At 70.5% G+C, this 15340-nt stretch carries 20 protein-coding genes; 1 reads left to right on the top strand and 19 read right to left on the bottom strand.

The genetic code is table 11. From position 1 onward, the window contains the following. Positions 1-289: 289 nt before the first annotated feature. From LZK98_RS02560 to LZK98_RS02535, 6 genes are all read right to left on the bottom strand, one after another. Positions 290-1426, bottom strand: a complete 1137-nt coding sequence (locus LZK98_RS02560) for an OmpA family protein (RefSeq protein ID WP_233784797.1) — start codon at positions 1424-1426, stop codon at positions 290-292. A 108-nt stretch (positions 1427-1534) separates the two neighbouring features. After that, the gene (locus LZK98_RS02555) at positions 1535-2038 is read right to left on the bottom strand and encodes a DUF2793 domain-containing protein (RefSeq protein ID WP_233784796.1); all 504 of its coding nucleotides are present in this window, start codon (positions 2036-2038) and stop codon (positions 1535-1537) included. Positions 2039-2050: 12 nt separating this feature from the next. Then, positions 2051-4198 (bottom strand): phage tail protein, encoded by a 2148-nt coding sequence (locus LZK98_RS02550; protein WP_233784795.1) that lies wholly within the window; start codon positions 4196-4198, stop codon positions 2051-2053. 3 nt (positions 4199-4201) lie between these two features. Beyond that, positions 4202-4540 (bottom strand): peptidoglycan endopeptidase, encoded by a 339-nt coding sequence (locus LZK98_RS02545; protein ID WP_406693741.1) that lies wholly within the window; start codon positions 4538-4540, stop codon positions 4202-4204. Positions 4541-4557: 17 nt separating this feature from the next. Then, the gene (locus LZK98_RS02540) at positions 4558-5367 is read right to left on the bottom strand and encodes a DUF2163 domain-containing protein (protein ID WP_233784793.1); all 810 of its coding nucleotides are present in this window, start codon (positions 5365-5367) and stop codon (positions 4558-4560) included. A 115-nt stretch (positions 5368-5482) separates the two neighbouring features. Continuing rightward, the gene (locus tag LZK98_RS02535; RefSeq protein ID WP_233784792.1) at positions 5483-7765 is read right to left on the bottom strand and encodes a DUF2460 domain-containing protein; all 2283 of its coding nucleotides are present in this window, start codon (positions 7763-7765) and stop codon (positions 5483-5485) included. A 35-nt stretch (positions 7766-7800) separates the two neighbouring features. On the opposite strand from LZK98_RS02535, the gene LZK98_RS02530 reads away from it, so the two are divergent. Continuing rightward, a complete protein-coding gene (locus LZK98_RS02530) occupies positions 7801-8052 on the top strand; it encodes a hypothetical protein (protein WP_233784791.1) in 252 nt (83 codons plus the stop codon). Here LZK98_RS02530 and LZK98_RS02525 read toward each other — a convergent pair. The 13 genes from LZK98_RS02525 to LZK98_RS02470 all read right to left on the bottom strand — a co-directional run bounded on the left by LZK98_RS02525 (position 8049) and on the right by LZK98_RS02470 (position 15189). After that, positions 8049-8618, bottom strand: coding sequence for a tail tape measure protein (locus LZK98_RS02525; RefSeq protein ID WP_233784790.1), 570 nt, complete (start codon positions 8616-8618; stop codon positions 8049-8051). The two genes, LZK98_RS02530 and LZK98_RS02525, sit on opposite strands and share 4 nt — an antisense overlap. Beyond that, positions 8611-8781 carry a phage tail assembly chaperone gene (locus LZK98_RS02520; protein ID WP_233784789.1) on the bottom strand — a complete coding sequence of 57 codons (171 nt, stop codon included), beginning with the start codon at positions 8779-8781 and terminating at the stop codon, positions 8611-8613. The genes LZK98_RS02525 and LZK98_RS02520 overlap by 8 nt, the downstream gene beginning before the upstream one ends. A 170-nt stretch (positions 8782-8951) precedes the next feature. Further along, positions 8952-9263: a gene transfer agent family protein gene (locus tag LZK98_RS02515; protein WP_233784788.1), complete on the bottom strand. Its 312-nt coding sequence runs from the start codon at positions 9261-9263 to the stop codon at positions 8952-8954. Continuing rightward, positions 9260-9667: a phage major tail protein, TP901-1 family gene (locus LZK98_RS02510; protein ID WP_233784787.1), complete on the bottom strand. Its 408-nt coding sequence runs from the start codon at positions 9665-9667 to the stop codon at positions 9260-9262. The genes LZK98_RS02515 and LZK98_RS02510 overlap by 4 nt, the downstream gene beginning before the upstream one ends. A gap of 37 nt (positions 9668-9704) precedes the next feature. Continuing rightward, positions 9705-10103 (bottom strand): tail completion protein gp17, encoded by a 399-nt coding sequence (gene gp17, locus LZK98_RS02505; RefSeq protein WP_233784786.1) that lies wholly within the window; start codon positions 10101-10103, stop codon positions 9705-9707. Next, the gene (locus LZK98_RS02500) at positions 10100-10303 is read right to left on the bottom strand and encodes a hypothetical protein (protein WP_233784785.1); all 204 of its coding nucleotides are present in this window, start codon (positions 10301-10303) and stop codon (positions 10100-10102) included. The genes gp17 and LZK98_RS02500 overlap by 4 nt, the downstream gene beginning before the upstream one ends. Continuing rightward, positions 10297-10851 carry a head-tail connector protein gene (locus LZK98_RS02495; protein ID WP_233784784.1) on the bottom strand — a complete coding sequence of 185 codons (555 nt, stop codon included), beginning with the start codon at positions 10849-10851 and terminating at the stop codon, positions 10297-10299. The genes LZK98_RS02500 and LZK98_RS02495 overlap by 7 nt, the downstream gene beginning before the upstream one ends. Before the next feature lie 69 nt (positions 10852-10920). Continuing rightward, a complete protein-coding gene (locus LZK98_RS02490; protein WP_233784783.1) occupies positions 10921-11970 on the bottom strand; it encodes a phage major capsid protein in 1050 nt (349 codons plus the stop codon). Positions 11971-12077: 107 nt separating this feature from the next. Further along, complete coding sequence (locus tag LZK98_RS20510; RefSeq protein WP_264757862.1) at positions 12078-12206, bottom strand: hypothetical protein; 129 nt, start codon at positions 12204-12206, stop codon at positions 12078-12080. Between the two features lie 78 nt (positions 12207-12284). Then, on the bottom strand, positions 12285-12710 hold the full coding sequence (locus LZK98_RS02485; protein WP_233784782.1) for an HK97 family phage prohead protease: 426 nt from the start codon (positions 12708-12710) through the stop codon (positions 12285-12287). Then, positions 12698-13006 (bottom strand): DUF6127 family protein, encoded by a 309-nt coding sequence (locus LZK98_RS02480; protein ID WP_233784781.1) that lies wholly within the window; start codon positions 13004-13006, stop codon positions 12698-12700. The genes LZK98_RS02485 and LZK98_RS02480 overlap by 13 nt, the downstream gene beginning before the upstream one ends. After that, the gene (locus LZK98_RS02475; RefSeq protein ID WP_233784780.1) at positions 13003-14100 is read right to left on the bottom strand and encodes a phage portal protein; all 1098 of its coding nucleotides are present in this window, start codon (positions 14098-14100) and stop codon (positions 13003-13005) included. The genes LZK98_RS02480 and LZK98_RS02475 overlap by 4 nt, the downstream gene beginning before the upstream one ends. Positions 14101-14220: 120 nt before the next feature. Further along, complete coding sequence (locus LZK98_RS02470) at positions 14221-15189, bottom strand: hypothetical protein (RefSeq protein ID WP_233784779.1); 969 nt, start codon at positions 15187-15189, stop codon at positions 14221-14223. Positions 15190-15340: the final 151 nt, after the last annotated feature.

Genomic DNA, 15340 nt, shown 5'->3' with positions numbered 1-15340 from the left:
CGGAGGCGCCTCGCCTGCTGCACCGTCAGCCGCGTAAGCGGTTTTCAAAGCTCCGGAGCCGCAGGTGAAAGGTCTCGCTGACGCGAGACGGAGCTGCGAGCGAGACACCTCCGCGTCTCCGCGCGAACCTCTACCTTTCTTCTTCTCTTCGCGCCTTCGCGTGAACAAACTCTTTTTTTCTCTCCACGTCTTACACGAACAAATCTCGATAAGCCCCAGCGCCCCCAAACAAAAAGGGAGGCCGGTTGCCCGACCTCCCTGATTGTGTCGTCCGGAACCGGACGGTGGATTACATCCCCGAGCCAGGCCCGTAGGTGATTTCCACGCGACGGTTCTGGAGCTCGCGGACGCCATCGGCGGTCTCGACGCGCGGGCGGCTTTCGCCGAACGCTTCGGTCGAGATGACCCCGTCGGGGATGCCGTGCGAGGTGAAGTAGGCCTTCACCGAGTCTGCGCGGCGCTGCGACAGGCCGACGTTGTACTTGGCGGAACCCGAACGGTCGGCGTGACCGGCCAGCATGACCTGCGCGTTGCCGCAGTTCTGGTACGCCGAGATGGCGTTGTCCAGGATACCCGAGGCCTCCGGCGTGATGTCCGAGCGATCCCACTCGAAGAACACGATGTACGGTCCCGGCGTGCACACCGGCGGCGGAGGCGGCGGGGGCGGCGGCGGGGGAGGAGGCGGCGGGGGCGGCGGGGGCGGAGGCGGCGGGGGAGCCGCCGGCTCACCGAAGTTGTAGGTGAAGCCGCCGAGGATGCTGTGCGACCGGTAGCGACCCTCGTAGGTGCTGCCGACGACGTCGACGAACTTCGGATCCTGCGCATTGAAGAAGCGATACTTCAGCGTCGCGTCGATGTGATCGGTGATCGGCGCACGGATACCGGCGAGGCCCTGCCATGCGAACACGGTGTCCGAATCGTTCAGGAACCAGCCGTTGGTGTTCAGCCCGTACTTGGCCTTGATGCGCGCTACACCGGCACCACCGCCGATGAAGCCCTGGATGCCGTCATCGTCGCCGAAGTCGAGCAACGCGTTCAGCATGAAGCTGAGAGCGCTGGTGTTGCCGCCGGCATAGTCATAATCGCCGGCCGGTGCCGTGCCGAGTACGCCCGCGCCATTGAACGCCGGCGTCGCCACGGTCGAACGATAGCCGTCGACGTTCGAACGCTTGTAGCCGACCTCTGCCTCGAGGCGGAACGCGCCGAAGTCGTAGCCGATGTTGCCGTCGAAGTCATAGCCGTAACCGCTGTCGACGGTCGAGGCATTGCTGACGGTAGTGCCGGCAGCACTAGTGATGTCGAAGTCGATGTCCTCGACGAGAGTCACGCCGCCCTCGACGCCGACGTACCACGATTTATCGCGGGCGACGGCGGGAGCGCTGAGCGCGGTAGAGGCGAGCGCCAGAGCGACGACAAGCTTCCGCATCATAATCCCCTTTCAGTGACGTCCAACGGACAGCCCAAACTCCCTACCCTCAGCTTGGTTGCGGCGCAAGACGACAAATTCTGCGGACTGTTGCCTTATCGTCACAGTTTACGCGGATAAGACCAAGTGATGACGGCGTAAAACGTTGAGCACCTCGGCAAGGGTCGCGCGGGCTTCGGCGTCGATCGTTGCGCCTCCGATCGGATCGGGGATGGCCGGCGCGGGCGAAGCGAGCATCGGCTGACCCGCCAGGAGCAGGGTCTCCCCCACGATCTCGCCGAATTTCCAGGCCGTCTCGTATCGTGCCGCAACGCCGCGGTCCGCCACCCACACCGCCATGCCTTGCCGAGGTGCGACGAAGCGCCAGCCGCCCGCTGTCCAGCCCGCGATCTCGCCGGCATGTCCGGCCCAGCCTCCGGTCGGCGTGTCGCCCACGATCCAGCACTGGCCCTCCGCCGGGCCCTCCGGCGGCGCATCCACGCCCGCCGCCACGACTGCCGGCTGCACGATCATGTCGAGTGCGGCGAGCGCCTCGTTATGCGTCATCTCCTTCTGCACCTGCCCCGGCGCGAGCAGCGGCAGCGCCCAGCACGCGGTCATATCATCGTTCATATCTGTCCTCCGTCATTCCGACAGCGCCTGCGTGGCGGCGGGCGACCAGCCGAACGAACCGAGCTGCCGCACCTCGACGACCGCCGTTCCGATCGTCGCTCGATCAATTGACGCCTCGCTCGCGTCCGTGTCGATCGCCAGCGTCGACCCGTCGCCGCGGCGCAGCGTCACGCGATAGCGTTCGCTCTCCTCAGCAAGCGGTACATCCGCGCCGTCGATCCACCGCCAGCCGGCTCGGCTGCGCCGGACCCAGGCGAGCCGCATCGCCTCCTCCGATCGGCGCACCGTGACATGTACCGGAGAGGGCGGGCGCACCGACGCGCCAGTCACCGGCACGGTCGCGACAGGCGGCGCATCGCCATCCGCGACGCCTGAGGCCATGACCCTTGCCGTTCCGCCGATACTGCCGGCGGGCAGGTCGATGGTCGTCAGCGTCGGCGGCTCGAGCAGCACGAAGCGATCTCCCGCCACGGCCGCGCCGGTCGCCCATTCGGTTCCGCGCCGCCCGCGCCACAGTTCGGTGAGCCGCCAACGCCGCGGACCGATCCGTTCGGCGCGGCCGAACTGGACGATCTCGTCGCCGACCAGCGCCAGGTTGGCTCCGGCGTCGAGCGCCGCTGCATCGGCGTCGCCAAGCTCCATCGCTTCATTCGCGAGCATCACCTCAATCGCATGACGCCGATCGATCAGTGCCGACCCCGCTGCACCAGGGGCGACCACGACGTCGCCGAGCACCGCCGGCATGGACGTGCGCCCGGCCGGCGTCCAGCTCGCTCCGTCGGCGCTGATCTGCAGCGCGGCGCTCCGCCACCCGGCGCCGGTGCCCGCCACCGCGATCGTCAGCCGCGGCGCGGAGAGCACCGCATCGTCGGTCGGCGGGATCTCGAAGGCATGGACGACCGTGCGCCCCGCCGTCAGGTCCGGCGCGCTGCTCACCCGTCCCGGCGTGGCGGTCGCCGGCGCCATCGCCCGGGCGATCCGCTTCAATTCGAGCCCGAGCACCATCCCCTCGAGCGACCAGCCTGCCACCCGCCAGCGCCCCTGCTCGCCGGCGATCGTCACGCTATCCCCCGGCGCGATCCCGATCGCCCGCCAGTCGAGCGACACCGTCCGCCGCTCCCGCTCGACGTCGAGCCGTCCGAGCGCCGCCGCCGCGATCCGCTTGGCTCCGGCCGCATCGAGCACCGCCGGCAGCTCAATCCGCGCCATCTGCGATCCCGCCCCCGGCCGGTCGGCGCGCTGCAGTCCCGCCTGGTAATCCCGTGCCGGATCATAATAGCCGAGCGTCAGGCTGCGCGGCGCCGTGTCCGCCGGCGCGATCGCTCGGCTCCCGCGCTTGCCCTCGCCAACACCGTCGTCGGCGATCGCCGCTGCAACGCCCTCGCCGGTCCTCAATGCTAGCCGATCGCCCTCGGCCGTAAACCAGGCGCTGCCCGCCTCTGCGAGCCCGTCGACCACGTCGCGCCGGCTCGCGCCATAAGCCGAATAGCCGCCGAGCATCGTCGCCGCTTCGCCGCCCGCGACCGCTCCGCCGGTCACCGTCTCGACGATGGAGCCGACGCTCACCGGCCCCGCATCCGCCTCGACCTCGAAGGTCAGCGATGGAATCCGGTTGCCGTAATCGGCGAGCGCCAGCTCCTCGAACACCGCATAGGCCTGCCCCCGGCACGCGGGCGCGAGCGCCGCCCCTTCCGCCGAAGCGATCAGCGGATCGGCCACCTGCTCCTCTCCGCCGAGATGCAGGCGAAACCCGCCAACCGGGGTCTTGAAATCCCCCGCAGCCCCTCGCAGCAGCTTCCCATCGGCCCAGATCCGCTTGACGCCCCGGACTGCCCGCGCCGACAGCAGCACCGCGAACGACACCGAATAGGAATAGCTCGTGGTCGGCGGCGCGCCCTTGCCCCCGCCGCTGCGCGAGCGATGCTCGATGAGGTCGGTCGACCAGATCACCGTCCCCGCCACGCGCATCGTCCCGAACAGGTGCGGGATCGGCGCGCCATAGGAGGACATCTGCACCGCAAGGTCGGTCAGCCGCGGCCCTTCGCGCCCCTTGGGCCGGAAGATCTGCCGGTCGACCGCCCCGCCCAGCGCCGCCCCCAGCGCCGCCCCGATCGGTCCGCCGATCGCGCCGCCCACCGCCGTCAGCACCAGCGTCGCCATATCCTACTCCTTCCGCCAGCGCCCGAGCACCGGCCATGGCGGTTCCCCCGGCCGCTCGACGACACGCCCGAGCCCCGCATCGGCATGGACGAACCCGCTGTCAGTCGCGACGCCGAGATGAAGCTGCCCCGGCCCCGTCCGCATCAGCAGGAGATCGCCGGCCGCCGCATCCTTGGCGACTGCCAGCCCTGCCGCCGTGATCGCGCGGGCGACCCGCTCCGCATCCCCGGTCCGCAGCCGGTAGCCGCGCGGCACCTCGACCCCGAACGCCAGCCCGGCCAATCCTACGCAATCCAACCCGTCCGCCGCCGACCGCCCATGCAGCCGGAACCGCGCGCCCACCGCGCCCCGCGCCGCGCTCACGCTCCCGGGTAGCGCGTCAACAGATCGATTCCCGGCAGATAGGGTTCCCCCCGGAAGTTCACGGCATTGCCGAACCGCGCCGCGCAGGTCGCCAGGCTCTTGTCGCACCCCTCGATCACCTCGACCCGGTCGCCCGGCGCCGGCACGAACCGTGGTACCGTCCGCAGCGTCACCATCGCCCCGCTCGACGCGACGATCGCATCCTCCAGTCCCGAATTCGCACCGCCGAACCACCGCAGTCTCCCCCCGCCCCAGCCGTTCGCCACCGGCTCCGCCACGTCGAGCGTCACCGTCTCGTCCTCCGCCGCCGTCACGCGCGCGAAGCGCCGCCGCCCGGCCATCGCCACCCGGCATCGCCGGTCGCCGAGCTCGGCGCGGCATTCGGGAGAGGTCTCCTCGCACACCGGCGCATCCAGCACCGCCGCGACGCCCTTCAGCTCCGCGGTGAAGTTGCCGTCCGCGGTCTCGACCGCCCCGATCGTCCCTTCGCCCAGCGCGATGCGCCGGCCGGTGTCGGTCCAGTCGACCGCGAAGATCGCCACCCGCGCCCCGTCCCAGCGCCCCGCCAGCAGGTCGCGTTCCCGGATCGCCGCGCTGGTCAGGGCTCCGCTCACGTCCATGCTGCTGGGGTCCGCGCCGTCGCCGCGCTTGATCGCCGACGGCACCATGCCGGGGCTCGCGCGATAGATATTGCCGTCGATCACCAGGTCGCGGTCATGCGCGGTGAGCCCGATCCCCACTCCATCGCGCCGCTCGAGCCTCCAGCACAGCGCCAGCGTCGTGACCGGTTCATCCAGCCAGCTCATAAATAAAGCCCTCTCCCCTCTGGGGAGAGGGTTGGGAGAGGGGCGGTGTCTCACCGAGCCCGCCGCCTGCCGCACTGCCCCTCTCCCCGGCCCTCTCCCCGACGGGGAGAGGGAATTATCCTTCCCTCACCTCGACCAGCGGCACGCTCGGCACCACGCCGGCCAGGAACGTCGCCCGGCTCGCGCTCAGCCGGTCCTCGGCAAAGCGCACCGGCACGTCGAAGTCGAAGCTCGCCTCCACCCAGGTGCCGGCGGCGGGCGGCGCGTCGAACGCCACCCAGCCGCCCTCCTCCAGCGTGAACGCCGCGGTCTCGACGCCGCCGACGAACGCCGTCACGCTCCCCGCCACCGGCCGCGTGATCCGCCGCGCGACCTCGCCATAATGCTTGACCAGCGCGAACCGCATGCGGCTACCGTCGCCGATCCCGATCCGCTCGCGCTCGCCCCGCCAGTCGAACGGATCGCGCAGCCGAAAGCCCCGCGCCGGTCCCATCCGCGCGCGGAAGAAGGCGAGCAGCTCGGCGACATCGGCCTCGCTGCGCACCCCCGGCCCCACGTCATAGCGCGTCCGCGCCTCCGCCCAGCCGACATTGCGGCTCTCGCGCCCGCCCGCCGAACTCACGATCGCGGTCGACGTCTCGGGGATCACCTCCGCCTCGCGCCCCAGCGCCAGCGGAAAGCTTACGTCGTCGAAGCCTTGCACCGCGTCCTCCTCATCGAAATGCACGAAGCCGTCGCGCATCACCTGCGGCAGCGCCCAGACGAAGCTCGCCGCCACGCCCCGCCGCCGCGCCGCCTCGGCCGCCGCATCGATCGCCGCCCATTGCGCGCGGTCCTCGGGCCTCAGCACGAAGCCCGCGAAATAATGTTGCCGCTCAGTCGGATAGCCGAGCCGCCCCTCGGCGGCGGCGATCCCGCGCGCGGTCGCGCCGGGATTGCCCGTCGCCGCCCAGTCGTAATCCTCGAGCTGGAGCACATCGAACGCCGGGCTCGCCCAGCCGAGCGGCAGGTTGGCGCGCTTGGCCTCGGGCGCCCGCCCATCGAGCACCGTCGGCAGATAGGCTAGCAGCAACGTCTCCGCCCCCGGCGCCGCCGCGCGCACCGCCGCCGTCAGCGCCGCGGTCGACTCCGCCAGCAGCGCGCCTGCCCGGTCGAGCAGTGCCTTCTGCGCCGCATCGAGCGGCGCGAACATCGTCGGGATCTCGACGGTCTCCGCCCCGAATGCCGCCCGCGCCGCCGCGTCATAGAGGCACAGCCGCCCGTCGCCCGGCACCGTCCACCACCAGGGCTCGCCGACCTGGAACTTGACCGGCAGGCCCGCCTCCAGCGCGATACCGACGAACGCCAGCGCCACCTGACGCAGATAGCCCATCGCTCCGGCATGGGCCGGCGACAGCAAGGTAGAGGGCGGCTCCCACCCGGTCAGCGCCATCCCGCCATCCCACGCGCGCTGCGCCCAGTCGCCCCAGCAATGCTGCGCCAGCATCTCGTATGACAAGGACCAGATGACGTCGTAGCCGAGCGCCTTCGCCCGCGCCGCGAAGTCGCGATGCCATGCCAGCGCCGCGACGTTGAGCACCCCACCGGCCAAGCTCACATAATAGCCGCCGGAATTCGCCTCGAGCCGGAAATAATGGCTCATCCCGACATAATGGTTGATCGCCCCGCGATAACCGAGGTGCAGCGCGTTCCTCAGCAGCCGTGCCGGCGTCAGGTGATAGCTGTCGTCATAGCCCCCGGCGATGCCGATCCCATGCTCCGGCACGATCGTGTCGCCGATCGCCAGCACCGCGCCGGGCCCCTCGCAGCCGATGCCGCTGAGCTCGACCCAGCCCTCCGCCCGCGCGTCGAGGGGCGCATCGTCGCCCTCGACATAGCCCGGCGCCACCAGCGACACGAACATCCGATCGATGTCCCCGGCGAACACCGGATCGGCCTCGCCCGGCAGCCCGAACCCGCCGACGAGCGCGTCGAAGTCGATCGCGACCGCCGCGTCCTCGGGCGTTCCCGTCGCATAGTTCCACAGCCGCACGTACCAGGCGCGCGGGTTGCCTGCGGCGTCGCGCCCCTCGATCGTCAGCGTCGGGCCATGCGTCGCATCGAGCGCCCGCACCCCCGACGACCGCCAGCGGAAGCTCAGCCGGCATCCGCGAAAGTCACGCGACGTCTCGTAGCGCAGCAGCGGATGATCGTGGACATCCTCCGCCTCCCAGATCAGCCCGGCAAGATCGCTCCGCCGATAGAAGACCGCATCGACCCTCAGCGAATCCGCGCCCGTCGATACCACGCTCGCGCCCATCGGCCGCGGGAAGTTGACCGTCCAGAACCGCGGATCGAAGCGCTGGATGAAGCCGGCGATGCCGTCCTTCGGCACCCGGCCGGCAAGCCAGTGACCCAATTGCCGTCTCCCTTTGGTTGGACGATGATGACCGGATGGAAAAACAGGTCGCCATCCTCATGGGCAACGAGGTTGATCGACGCGTCGTCGTCACAGAGGACGGCAACGGACATTTCCGCTGGTATGAAGAGGCGTTCGTCACTCTGGACGAAACCCCGGAGGGCGGCGTCATCTACGAATATTGGAGTTCCGTCTGGATTCCGCCGGGGCTCTACAGCAATGCCGCCGATGCAATTGCCGATGCGAAAGCCCATTTCGATTGGCTGAGAGCGTCCGCCGCGGATTAATCCATCTCCATCAGCGCCTGCCGCACCGCGCGTGCCACCTGCCGGCTCGACTGCTGCAGCGCCGCCGGCGCCTCGCCGCCGCGCGCGTTGACCGTGATCGCGACCCGCACCTCGCGCGACCCTGCCGCCGCAGACGGCGCCGCCACCCGCCCGCTCGAGGTCGGCACGAACAGCTCGGGCCCGCGCTCGCCGACCAGATAGGCCGCGCCCGGCGACACCGGCCCGCCCGTCGCGCGCCCCGGCAACCCCAGCAGCGCGGTCAGCAGCCCGCCGGCACCGCCGCCGCTTCCGCCCGATCCGCCGCGCAGGACCGCATCGATCCCGCTGCGCACTGCTGCCGTCGCGATCTCCGACAGCACCTGCAACGCGAGCTTGCCCAGGTCGTCGAACCCGACCTTGCCGGTCGCGATCGCCCGCGCCAGCGAGGTCTCGATGCGTCGCCCGGCGCGATCCACCCCGTCGGCGAACGGCCCTTCCAAGTTGCCGCGCATCTCGGCCACGTCCCTGGCGAAGGCGCCGGTATCGGCACGTACGCTGACGATCAGCCGCTCGATCTCCTCATCCATCGGGAAAAGCCTCCATCAGCCGCGCAAGCTCGCCGCCGCCGAGCGCGTCGGGCGCATCGCCCGCCACCGCCGCCACCAGCGCCCCCAGCTCCGCCGGCGTCGCATTCCAGAAGGTGTCGGGTGCCCAGCCGAACAAAACGCCGGCCAACCCTGCGAGCCGCACGGCGGCACTCCGAAAATCCTCCCCGGCACGGGGAGGGGGACCATTCGTCGCAGACGAATGGTGGAGGGGGCCCTCCTCCTCAAGTCGAGTCCCGTAGGGCGGGGCCCCCTCCACCACGACGCTGCGCGTCGCGGTCCCCCTCCCCGTTCCGGGGAGGATCTTCGCCTCCATCACCGCCCCGCCAGAATCTGCCCGACGAGCGCCTTCAGCACCGGCGTCGCGCTCACCAGCCCCCCGGCCACCACGGCCTCCCCGAACGCTTCCCGCGTCAGCCCCTCGGGCCGCTCCCGCAGGCAATGCCAGAACAGCGCCGTCATCTCCCCGAGCGCCAGCCGCCCCTCCGCCGCCCGCTCGACCAGCGCGAACAGCGGCCCGATCTCGGCTTCGGCCGCCACCAGTGCGGCGAAGCTCGGTCGAACCGCCAGCTCGACGCCGCCGACCCGCAGCACCGCCTCGCCCCGCGCGGGATTGGCCCCGCTCACGCCGACACCACCGGCCCGGAGCTCTCCAGGCTGAGCGTGTAGGCCCGCTCCCCATTGAAATCGCCCGAATAGTCGAGCCGCGTGACCAGGAACCTGCCCGTCATCGTCTCGCCTCCCTCGAAGCTCAGCCGATAGTCGTCGAGCACGCCCGACAGCGCCGACGCCTTGATCCGCGCCTCCGCCACGCTGCCGGTGAACACGCCGGCCCCCGACACGCTCACCGATCGCACGCCGGCCCCCGACAAGAGCTCGCGCCACCCGCCCGAATCCTTGGAGGTGATCGCCACCATCTCGCCGTTGATCGAAAGCTGCGTGGTCCTCAGCCCCGCCACCGTAGTGAATGCGGGCGTCGCCGTCCCATCCCCCACCTTGAGAAGGAACGCGCTTCCCTTTTCCGCCGCCATAAGACTCTCCCAAAAAATCCTCCCCGGCACGGGGAGGCTAGTCCGCCTCCAGCACCCGCACCCGATATTCGAGCACGCACAGCCATTTCCCCGGCCCGTCACCGGTGGTCCGCGAACGCAGGAAGGCGATGCTCGCCACCCGCCACCCCGCGATCTCGCGCGGCATCGCCTCGATCGCCCGCTCCGCCAGCGCCGCGATCGCACCCAGCCGCGCCGGTGTCTCCGCCGCATCGCGCAGCATCACGGCGACGCGCACCTCGCGCCCGCGCGTGTCCTTGGTCCCCCAGTCCGCCGCCAGCGTCTCGCTCACCTCGGCGAAGGGCGGAGACGAGCGCACCGCCGGCCCTGCGAACACGCCGTTGAGCAGCCCGCGCAGCTCCGCATCGCTCCGCAGCGCGTCGGCCACCGCCGCGCGCACCGCTGCCGGGCCGCTCACAGCCAGCCTCCCAGCCAGCGCAGCCGCGCGTCGGTCAGCCAGCGCCGCCTGAGCCCGCGCCCGCTGACGGCAACGCCCTCGTCGACCGCCTCCGCCCGCACGCCTTGCATCTCGCCCAGCGCGGCCAGCACCCGCTCGACGGCGCGCTGCCGTACCCGCTCCGCCGCCGCTCGGCCGCGCGCCTCGACCCCGCTCAGCATCGCCCGCGCTCCGCCGACAGCCGCATCCGCCGGAACGGCCGCCACAGCGCCGCGATCGCCGCCGGCGGCGCCGCACTGCCGGGCCGTGCGTTGAACAGATGCGCGGCGAGCAGCACCACGCCCTGCCGCACCGGCGCCGGGAGTGCCTCCCAGCTTTCGCCCGATCCGGCCAGGTAACGTATCGCGACCCGGTGCTCGCCGGCGCTGCGATGCGCCCGCACCCAGCCGTCGCCGGCCGCATCGATATCGACTGCATAGGCCTCCGCCGGCAGCACGATCGCCGTGCCATCGTCGGCCAGTCCTTCGACACCGGCGATGCCCTGCACCGGCCCCATCGCGAGCCGGGTCCAGCGCCCGTCCGCCGGCGCCGTCTCGTGCCATTCGCGCGCGATCATCGCCGCGCCGGTGAAGCTCTCGCACAGCGCCAGCGCCGCGGCCGCCTGCGTCTCGATCAATGCATCCTCGTCCGCGCTCGCGATCCTGAGGTGCGCCTTGGCGGCATCGCGCGCAGCCGCGATCGCCTCCGCCGGAAAGGGCGGTGGTGTCATGTTCGTCCCCCAATGTTGCCGTTACGCCGTCCTCCCTCTCCCGCATGGGAGAGGGAGGGGCCCCTCCACTCAGCTCGCGGCGAACTTGATGAGCTTGATCGCCTCGGAGTTCGACACCATCCCGCCGATCCGCTTGGCGGCGTAGAAGTGGACGAACGGCTTGTTGGTGTAGGGATCGCGCATGATCTGCGTCTCGGTCCGCTCGGCGATCAGATAGCCCGCCTTGAAGTTGCCGAACGCGATCGACAGGCTGTTGGCGGCGATGTCGGGCATGTCCTCGGCCTCGACCACCGGATAGCCGAGCAGGGTCGCCGGCTGCCCCGCCGCGATCCCCGGCACCCACAGGAAGGCGCCGTCGCTGGTCTTGAACTTGCGGATCCTGGCCAGCGTCGCCGAGTTCATCACCCAGACGGCGCCCTGGCGATAGGGCGCGCGCAGCGCCTGCACCAGGTCGATCAGCACCTCCTCGGGATTGGCCGCGAACGCGCCCGCCGAGCCGCTCACCAGATGCTGCAGCGTCCCGAACGGCCGCGTCGCGTCGCCCGCCGCCGAGGTCGGCACCTTGAGGAAGCCCCGCGGCTTGTCGACGCCGTCGCCGTTGACGAACGCCGCGCCCTCGGCCTTGGCGAACTCGGTCGCGATCTCGTGCGCCAGCCATTCCTCGACGTCGAACGCGGCGTCGTCGAGCATCGCCTGGCTCGCCGCCGGATTGGCGTAGAGCTCGCCCATCGGCGGCGCCACCTCGTTGAAGGTCGGCGTGCCGGTCTCCGCCCGCGCGCCCGTCTCGCTCGCCCAGCCCGACGGCGTGCCGCCGGAGGCGACCAGCTTGCGATAGCCGGCCGATCCCACCTTCACCACATTGGCGACGGCGCGGATCGGCGAGATGCTCGCCAGCGTCTCGTCGATCACCGCGTCGATCTCGCGCGGTACGGCATAGCCGCCCGCGGCGTCGCTCGCCCCGCTCATCGCCTTGGTCTCGAGCATCGCACCCGACCGCACGAAGCCCGCGAACGCGCCGTCCCGCGCGCTCGCCCCCGCCAGCGGCGGCCGCGCCGCCGGCACGCCCGCACCCTCCACCGCGCCGAAGCTCGCCTCCAGCGCGTCCATCACCTCACTCATCCCCGTCTCCTCCAAAAGAAAAAGGGCGCGCCCACCGGGGCACGCCCTTTCCGTCCAAAACCTGCGACCGGCACCGCAACCGTTTCAGCTTCGCTGAAACAGGCACATCACGACAGCAGCACCAGCGCCTCCTGCCCGAGCAGCGAGCCGTTCTCCGCCTCGCCCGCGCGCAGCCGAGTCACGCGCGGCGCCTGCCACGGCTGCTTGCGATCCCTGTTCCTCACTCGATCGGCCATAAGGTCCTCCGCCTCGCTTCCACCGCCAGGACCGGCGGCTCGCGCGTAATGTGACGCGAACCGGCCTTCCAAGTTTCCTCAAACAGTCTCCGTTTCGGAGGCTTGGGACGCAGACGGAGTGGGAAAATCCTCCACAACGGCGTGGACCCGCGCCAGCCGCTGCATCGGCTCGGCCACCAGGCTCACCTCGACGAGCTCCAGTGCGGTCAATTCGCGCCGCGCGCCCTCCCGGCAGCCGCGCACGCGATAGCCGAACGACAGCCCGTCCACCGCTCCCGCGCGCACCGCCGCCGCCAGCCGCGGCTCATCGATCCGCCCGATCACCCGAAGCCCCCGCGCATCCTCGCCCAGCGCCTCGATCACCCCGATCGGCGAACCCTGATGCTGCCACAGTAGCGGCACCGGCCGCGCCGTCGCGTCGAACGCCCCGCGCCGCACCACGTCGCCGCCCCGGTCGGGCGCGTCGAACACCGCGGCATAGCCCGCGAACCTCAGTCCACCCACGCGCCGAACCCCAGCTTCACTGCCAGCCCCACCAGCACCAGCGCGAGCAGCATCCGCACCACCCAACCGACCACCGCCTTCACCGCGGATCTTTTGGCATCCCGCCAGGCGCGCAGCAGCTCGCGCAGCTCCGCCATGTCCGCCGCCGCATCCTCATCCGCCAGCCCCAGCCGCTTGAGCGCCCGACCCGCGCCGAGCTCGCCCGCCTCCTCGGCGATCGCGCGCAGCGTCGACAGGTCCGCCCCGTCGCCCGCCGCCTGCGCCATCAGCTGCGCCAGCACCGCCGCGCTGCTCATAATCCCACCACCTTCCGCTTCTCGTCGTCCGTCAGGAAATCTGCCCCCGCCACCGATCGCCACAGCCGCTCGCGGTCCTCCGCCAGCGCCGGCACCCGATTGAGATCGACGCTCATCGCCGCCTCCGGCCACCACCCCCGCAATCCATGCGCCAGCCCGCCGAGGATCGTCGCGGCGAGCGGCAGGATGGTGAGCCGCCACAATGCCCGATTGGCCTCCCGGTAATTGGCATAGGCGGCGTCGCCCGGCAGCCCGACCAGCATCGGCGGCACGCCGAACGCCAGCGCGATCTCCCGCGCCGCCGCCGCCTTCAGCCCGACGAAGTCCATGTCGGCCGGCGACAGGCTCATCGCCTGCCACCTGAGCCCGCCCTCGAGCAGCATCGGCCGCCCGGCATTGGCGGCGCCGGCGAACCCCTCCTCCATCTCCTGCCTGAGCCGCGCGAACTGCTCCGCCGACAGCGCCGCCCCGTCGCCGGGATCATAGACCAGCGCGCCGGACGGCCGCGCCGCATTGTCGAGCAGCGCCTTATTCCAGCGCGTCGCCGCATTGTGGATCGCGATCGCGCCCGCCGCCGCCCCCAGGCAGCCGAGCCCGTAATGGTCGTCGGCCGGATGAAAGGCCTTCAGATGGATCACCTCCGGCCGCGGCCCCTCGGCCATCAGCCGCATGACGCGCTCGCCGACGCGGTAGCGATAGGCCGCCGGCCACCCGTCCGCCGCCGGCTCGACCGCCACCCGCTCGGGCCTGAGCGCGAACAGCTCGCCGATCCCGCCCTGGCCGTCGCCGAGCAGCTGCACATAGGCATTGCCGTGCAGCAGCAGCTGCGCCGCCACCGTCTCGAGCAGCGGCTGCGCCCCGGAAGGCGCAGCCAGCAGCTGTGCAAGCTCGGGCGCGGAGGCGTCGACCGGCGCCCAGCCGACCCCCTCGCTGACGATCCGAACGGCGCGCTGCGCGATCGGATTGAGGCAATAGCCGTCCCGCACCTGCGCCTCATAGGACCGCGGCCAATCCCCGACCGCCGGCCCTACCGACACGCGCCCCAGCGCCGGACGCGACCCCTCGCGCCCGGACTTGCGTCCGAACAATTTCATGTGACGTGCTCCTTGTTTGTCGCGGAGGCGGGTTAGCGCTTAAACTTAATCAGGACCGGGTCGCGATCGTCCGTGGAAAGCCGTGGACAAGGAGAGCACCGCAGACGCTCCCGAGAAGGGTTAGCTTACCAGGCCCAGCAATGCTTCGACTTGGCTCTTAGTGAATTCCACCCCGGCAATGGTCACATGGGTGTCGGCCGTTTTGCCGATGACAATTTCATTATCGCGAGTGGAGACGGCCCCGACTCCGATCACCACGCTGCCGCTCGCATCGATCTTTTGCCCGGCACCGAAGCCGGCATCGCGCCCGATAAAGATCGTGTCGTTGCCGCCGGTGAGCGACCGTCCAGCATTGGCTCCGAGGCCCGTATGACCTCCGCCAGACGTGTTCTCGAAGGCTAGCCAGCCGACAATCGCGTTGTAGCTGCTGGGCGTGCCCGGGTCTGTCGGCGTGCCGCTATCTTCCGGCAACGGCCCGACCGGCTTTCCGGCATTGTAGAGTGCGCCTTGTCCGATCACGACATTATAGCTGTTGTAATAGCCGTATCGCATCGCGCCGTACCCAACGACGCAGTTCTGCTCGCCCTGGCCCAGCCCGGCGGCGCTGGCATCCGCGCCGCCATAAAGGTTGCGGGCGGCGGAATCGCCGAGCGCCGTATTGTTCCCGCCCTGCACGAGCGACTGAAGCGAATAGCGCCCGATCGCAGTCACGCCGACGCCATCGATCATCTTGTTGAGCGCACCCGCTCCGACGGCCGTACAGTCGCGCGCCGTCGTACCGGAGATCAGCGCCCGCGCCCCAAGCGCGACATTGTTGCCGCCACTGACGATATTGTAGCCCGCCTCATAGCCGATGAGCGTATTGCTGTCCGCATTGGCGAGGCTGAAACCAGCGGTGATGCCGATCGCGATATTGGCGCCTCCCGTTGCGGTGAAATTTCCGGCATTGCCGATGAAGATCGCCTGCCCGCCGAGCCCCGCCTTGCGGAACATCGTGAAGTCGAACAACACCATCTCGCCGGCGTTGAGCCCCAGGACTGTATTATTGTCGGCCGTGGTTCCGACCTCATCGCTCGCCTTGATACCCATCGTCTTACCTCCTCAACCAACCGTTGCGATCGCCGACCCCGCGAGACCGATTGGCCTCCGAGCGCGCCAAAAGCCCCGCGCCCAGTAATAGCGGGTTCCCTCTGAAACTCGGCGCCCATGACCTGCATGACTTGGCCGAGCGCGCGATGAC

The organism is Sphingomonas cannabina (assembly GCF_021391395.1).
GTDB classification, from domain to species: domain Bacteria; phylum Pseudomonadota; class Alphaproteobacteria; order Sphingomonadales; family Sphingomonadaceae; genus Sphingomonas; species Sphingomonas cannabina.
This window is presented reverse-complemented; position numbering and strand designations above follow the sequence as displayed.

What these genes read in the sequence shown, in the direction of transcription:
- LZK98_RS02560 (WP_233784797.1), bottom strand. Translation starts at nt 1,426, where the DNA reads ATGCGGAAGCTTGTCGTCGCTCTGGCGCTCGCCTCTACCGCGCTCAGC.
- LZK98_RS02555 (WP_233784796.1), bottom strand. Translation starts at nt 2,038, where the DNA reads ATGAACGATGATATGACCGCGTGCTGGGCGCTGCCGCTGCTCGCGCCG.
- LZK98_RS02550 (WP_233784795.1), bottom strand. Translation starts at nt 4,198, where the DNA reads ATGGCGACGCTGGTGCTGACGGCGGTGGGCGGCGCGATCGGCGGACCG.
- LZK98_RS02540 (WP_233784793.1), bottom strand. Translation starts at nt 5,367, where the DNA reads ATGAGCTGGCTGGATGAACCGGTCACGACGCTGGCGCTGTGCTGGAGG.
- LZK98_RS02530 (WP_233784791.1), top strand. Translation starts at nt 7,801, where the DNA reads ATGGAAAAACAGGTCGCCATCCTCATGGGCAACGAGGTTGATCGACGC.
- LZK98_RS02525 (WP_233784790.1), bottom strand. Translation starts at nt 8,618, where the DNA reads ATGGATGAGGAGATCGAGCGGCTGATCGTCAGCGTACGTGCCGATACC.
- LZK98_RS02510 (WP_233784787.1), bottom strand. Translation starts at nt 9,667, where the DNA reads ATGGCGGCGGAAAAGGGAAGCGCGTTCCTTCTCAAGGTGGGGGATGGG.
- LZK98_RS02500 (WP_233784785.1), bottom strand. Translation starts at nt 10,303, where the DNA reads ATGCTGAGCGGGGTCGAGGCGCGCGGCCGAGCGGCGGCGGAGCGGGTA.
- LZK98_RS02495 (WP_233784784.1), bottom strand. Translation starts at nt 10,851, where the DNA reads ATGACACCACCGCCCTTTCCGGCGGAGGCGATCGCGGCTGCGCGCGAT.
- LZK98_RS02490 (WP_233784783.1), bottom strand. Translation starts at nt 11,970, where the DNA reads ATGAGTGAGGTGATGGACGCGCTGGAGGCGAGCTTCGGCGCGGTGGAG.
- LZK98_RS20510 (WP_264757862.1), bottom strand. Translation starts at nt 12,206, where the DNA reads ATGGCCGATCGAGTGAGGAACAGGGATCGCAAGCAGCCGTGGCAGGCG.
- LZK98_RS02480 (WP_233784781.1), bottom strand. Translation starts at nt 13,006, where the DNA reads ATGAGCAGCGCGGCGGTGCTGGCGCAGCTGATGGCGCAGGCGGCGGGC.
- LZK98_RS02475 (WP_233784780.1), bottom strand. Translation starts at nt 14,100, where the DNA reads ATGAAATTGTTCGGACGCAAGTCCGGGCGCGAGGGGTCGCGTCCGGCG.
- LZK98_RS02470 (WP_233784779.1), bottom strand. Translation starts at nt 15,189, where the DNA reads ATGGGTATCAAGGCGAGCGATGAGGTCGGAACCACGGCCGACAATAAT.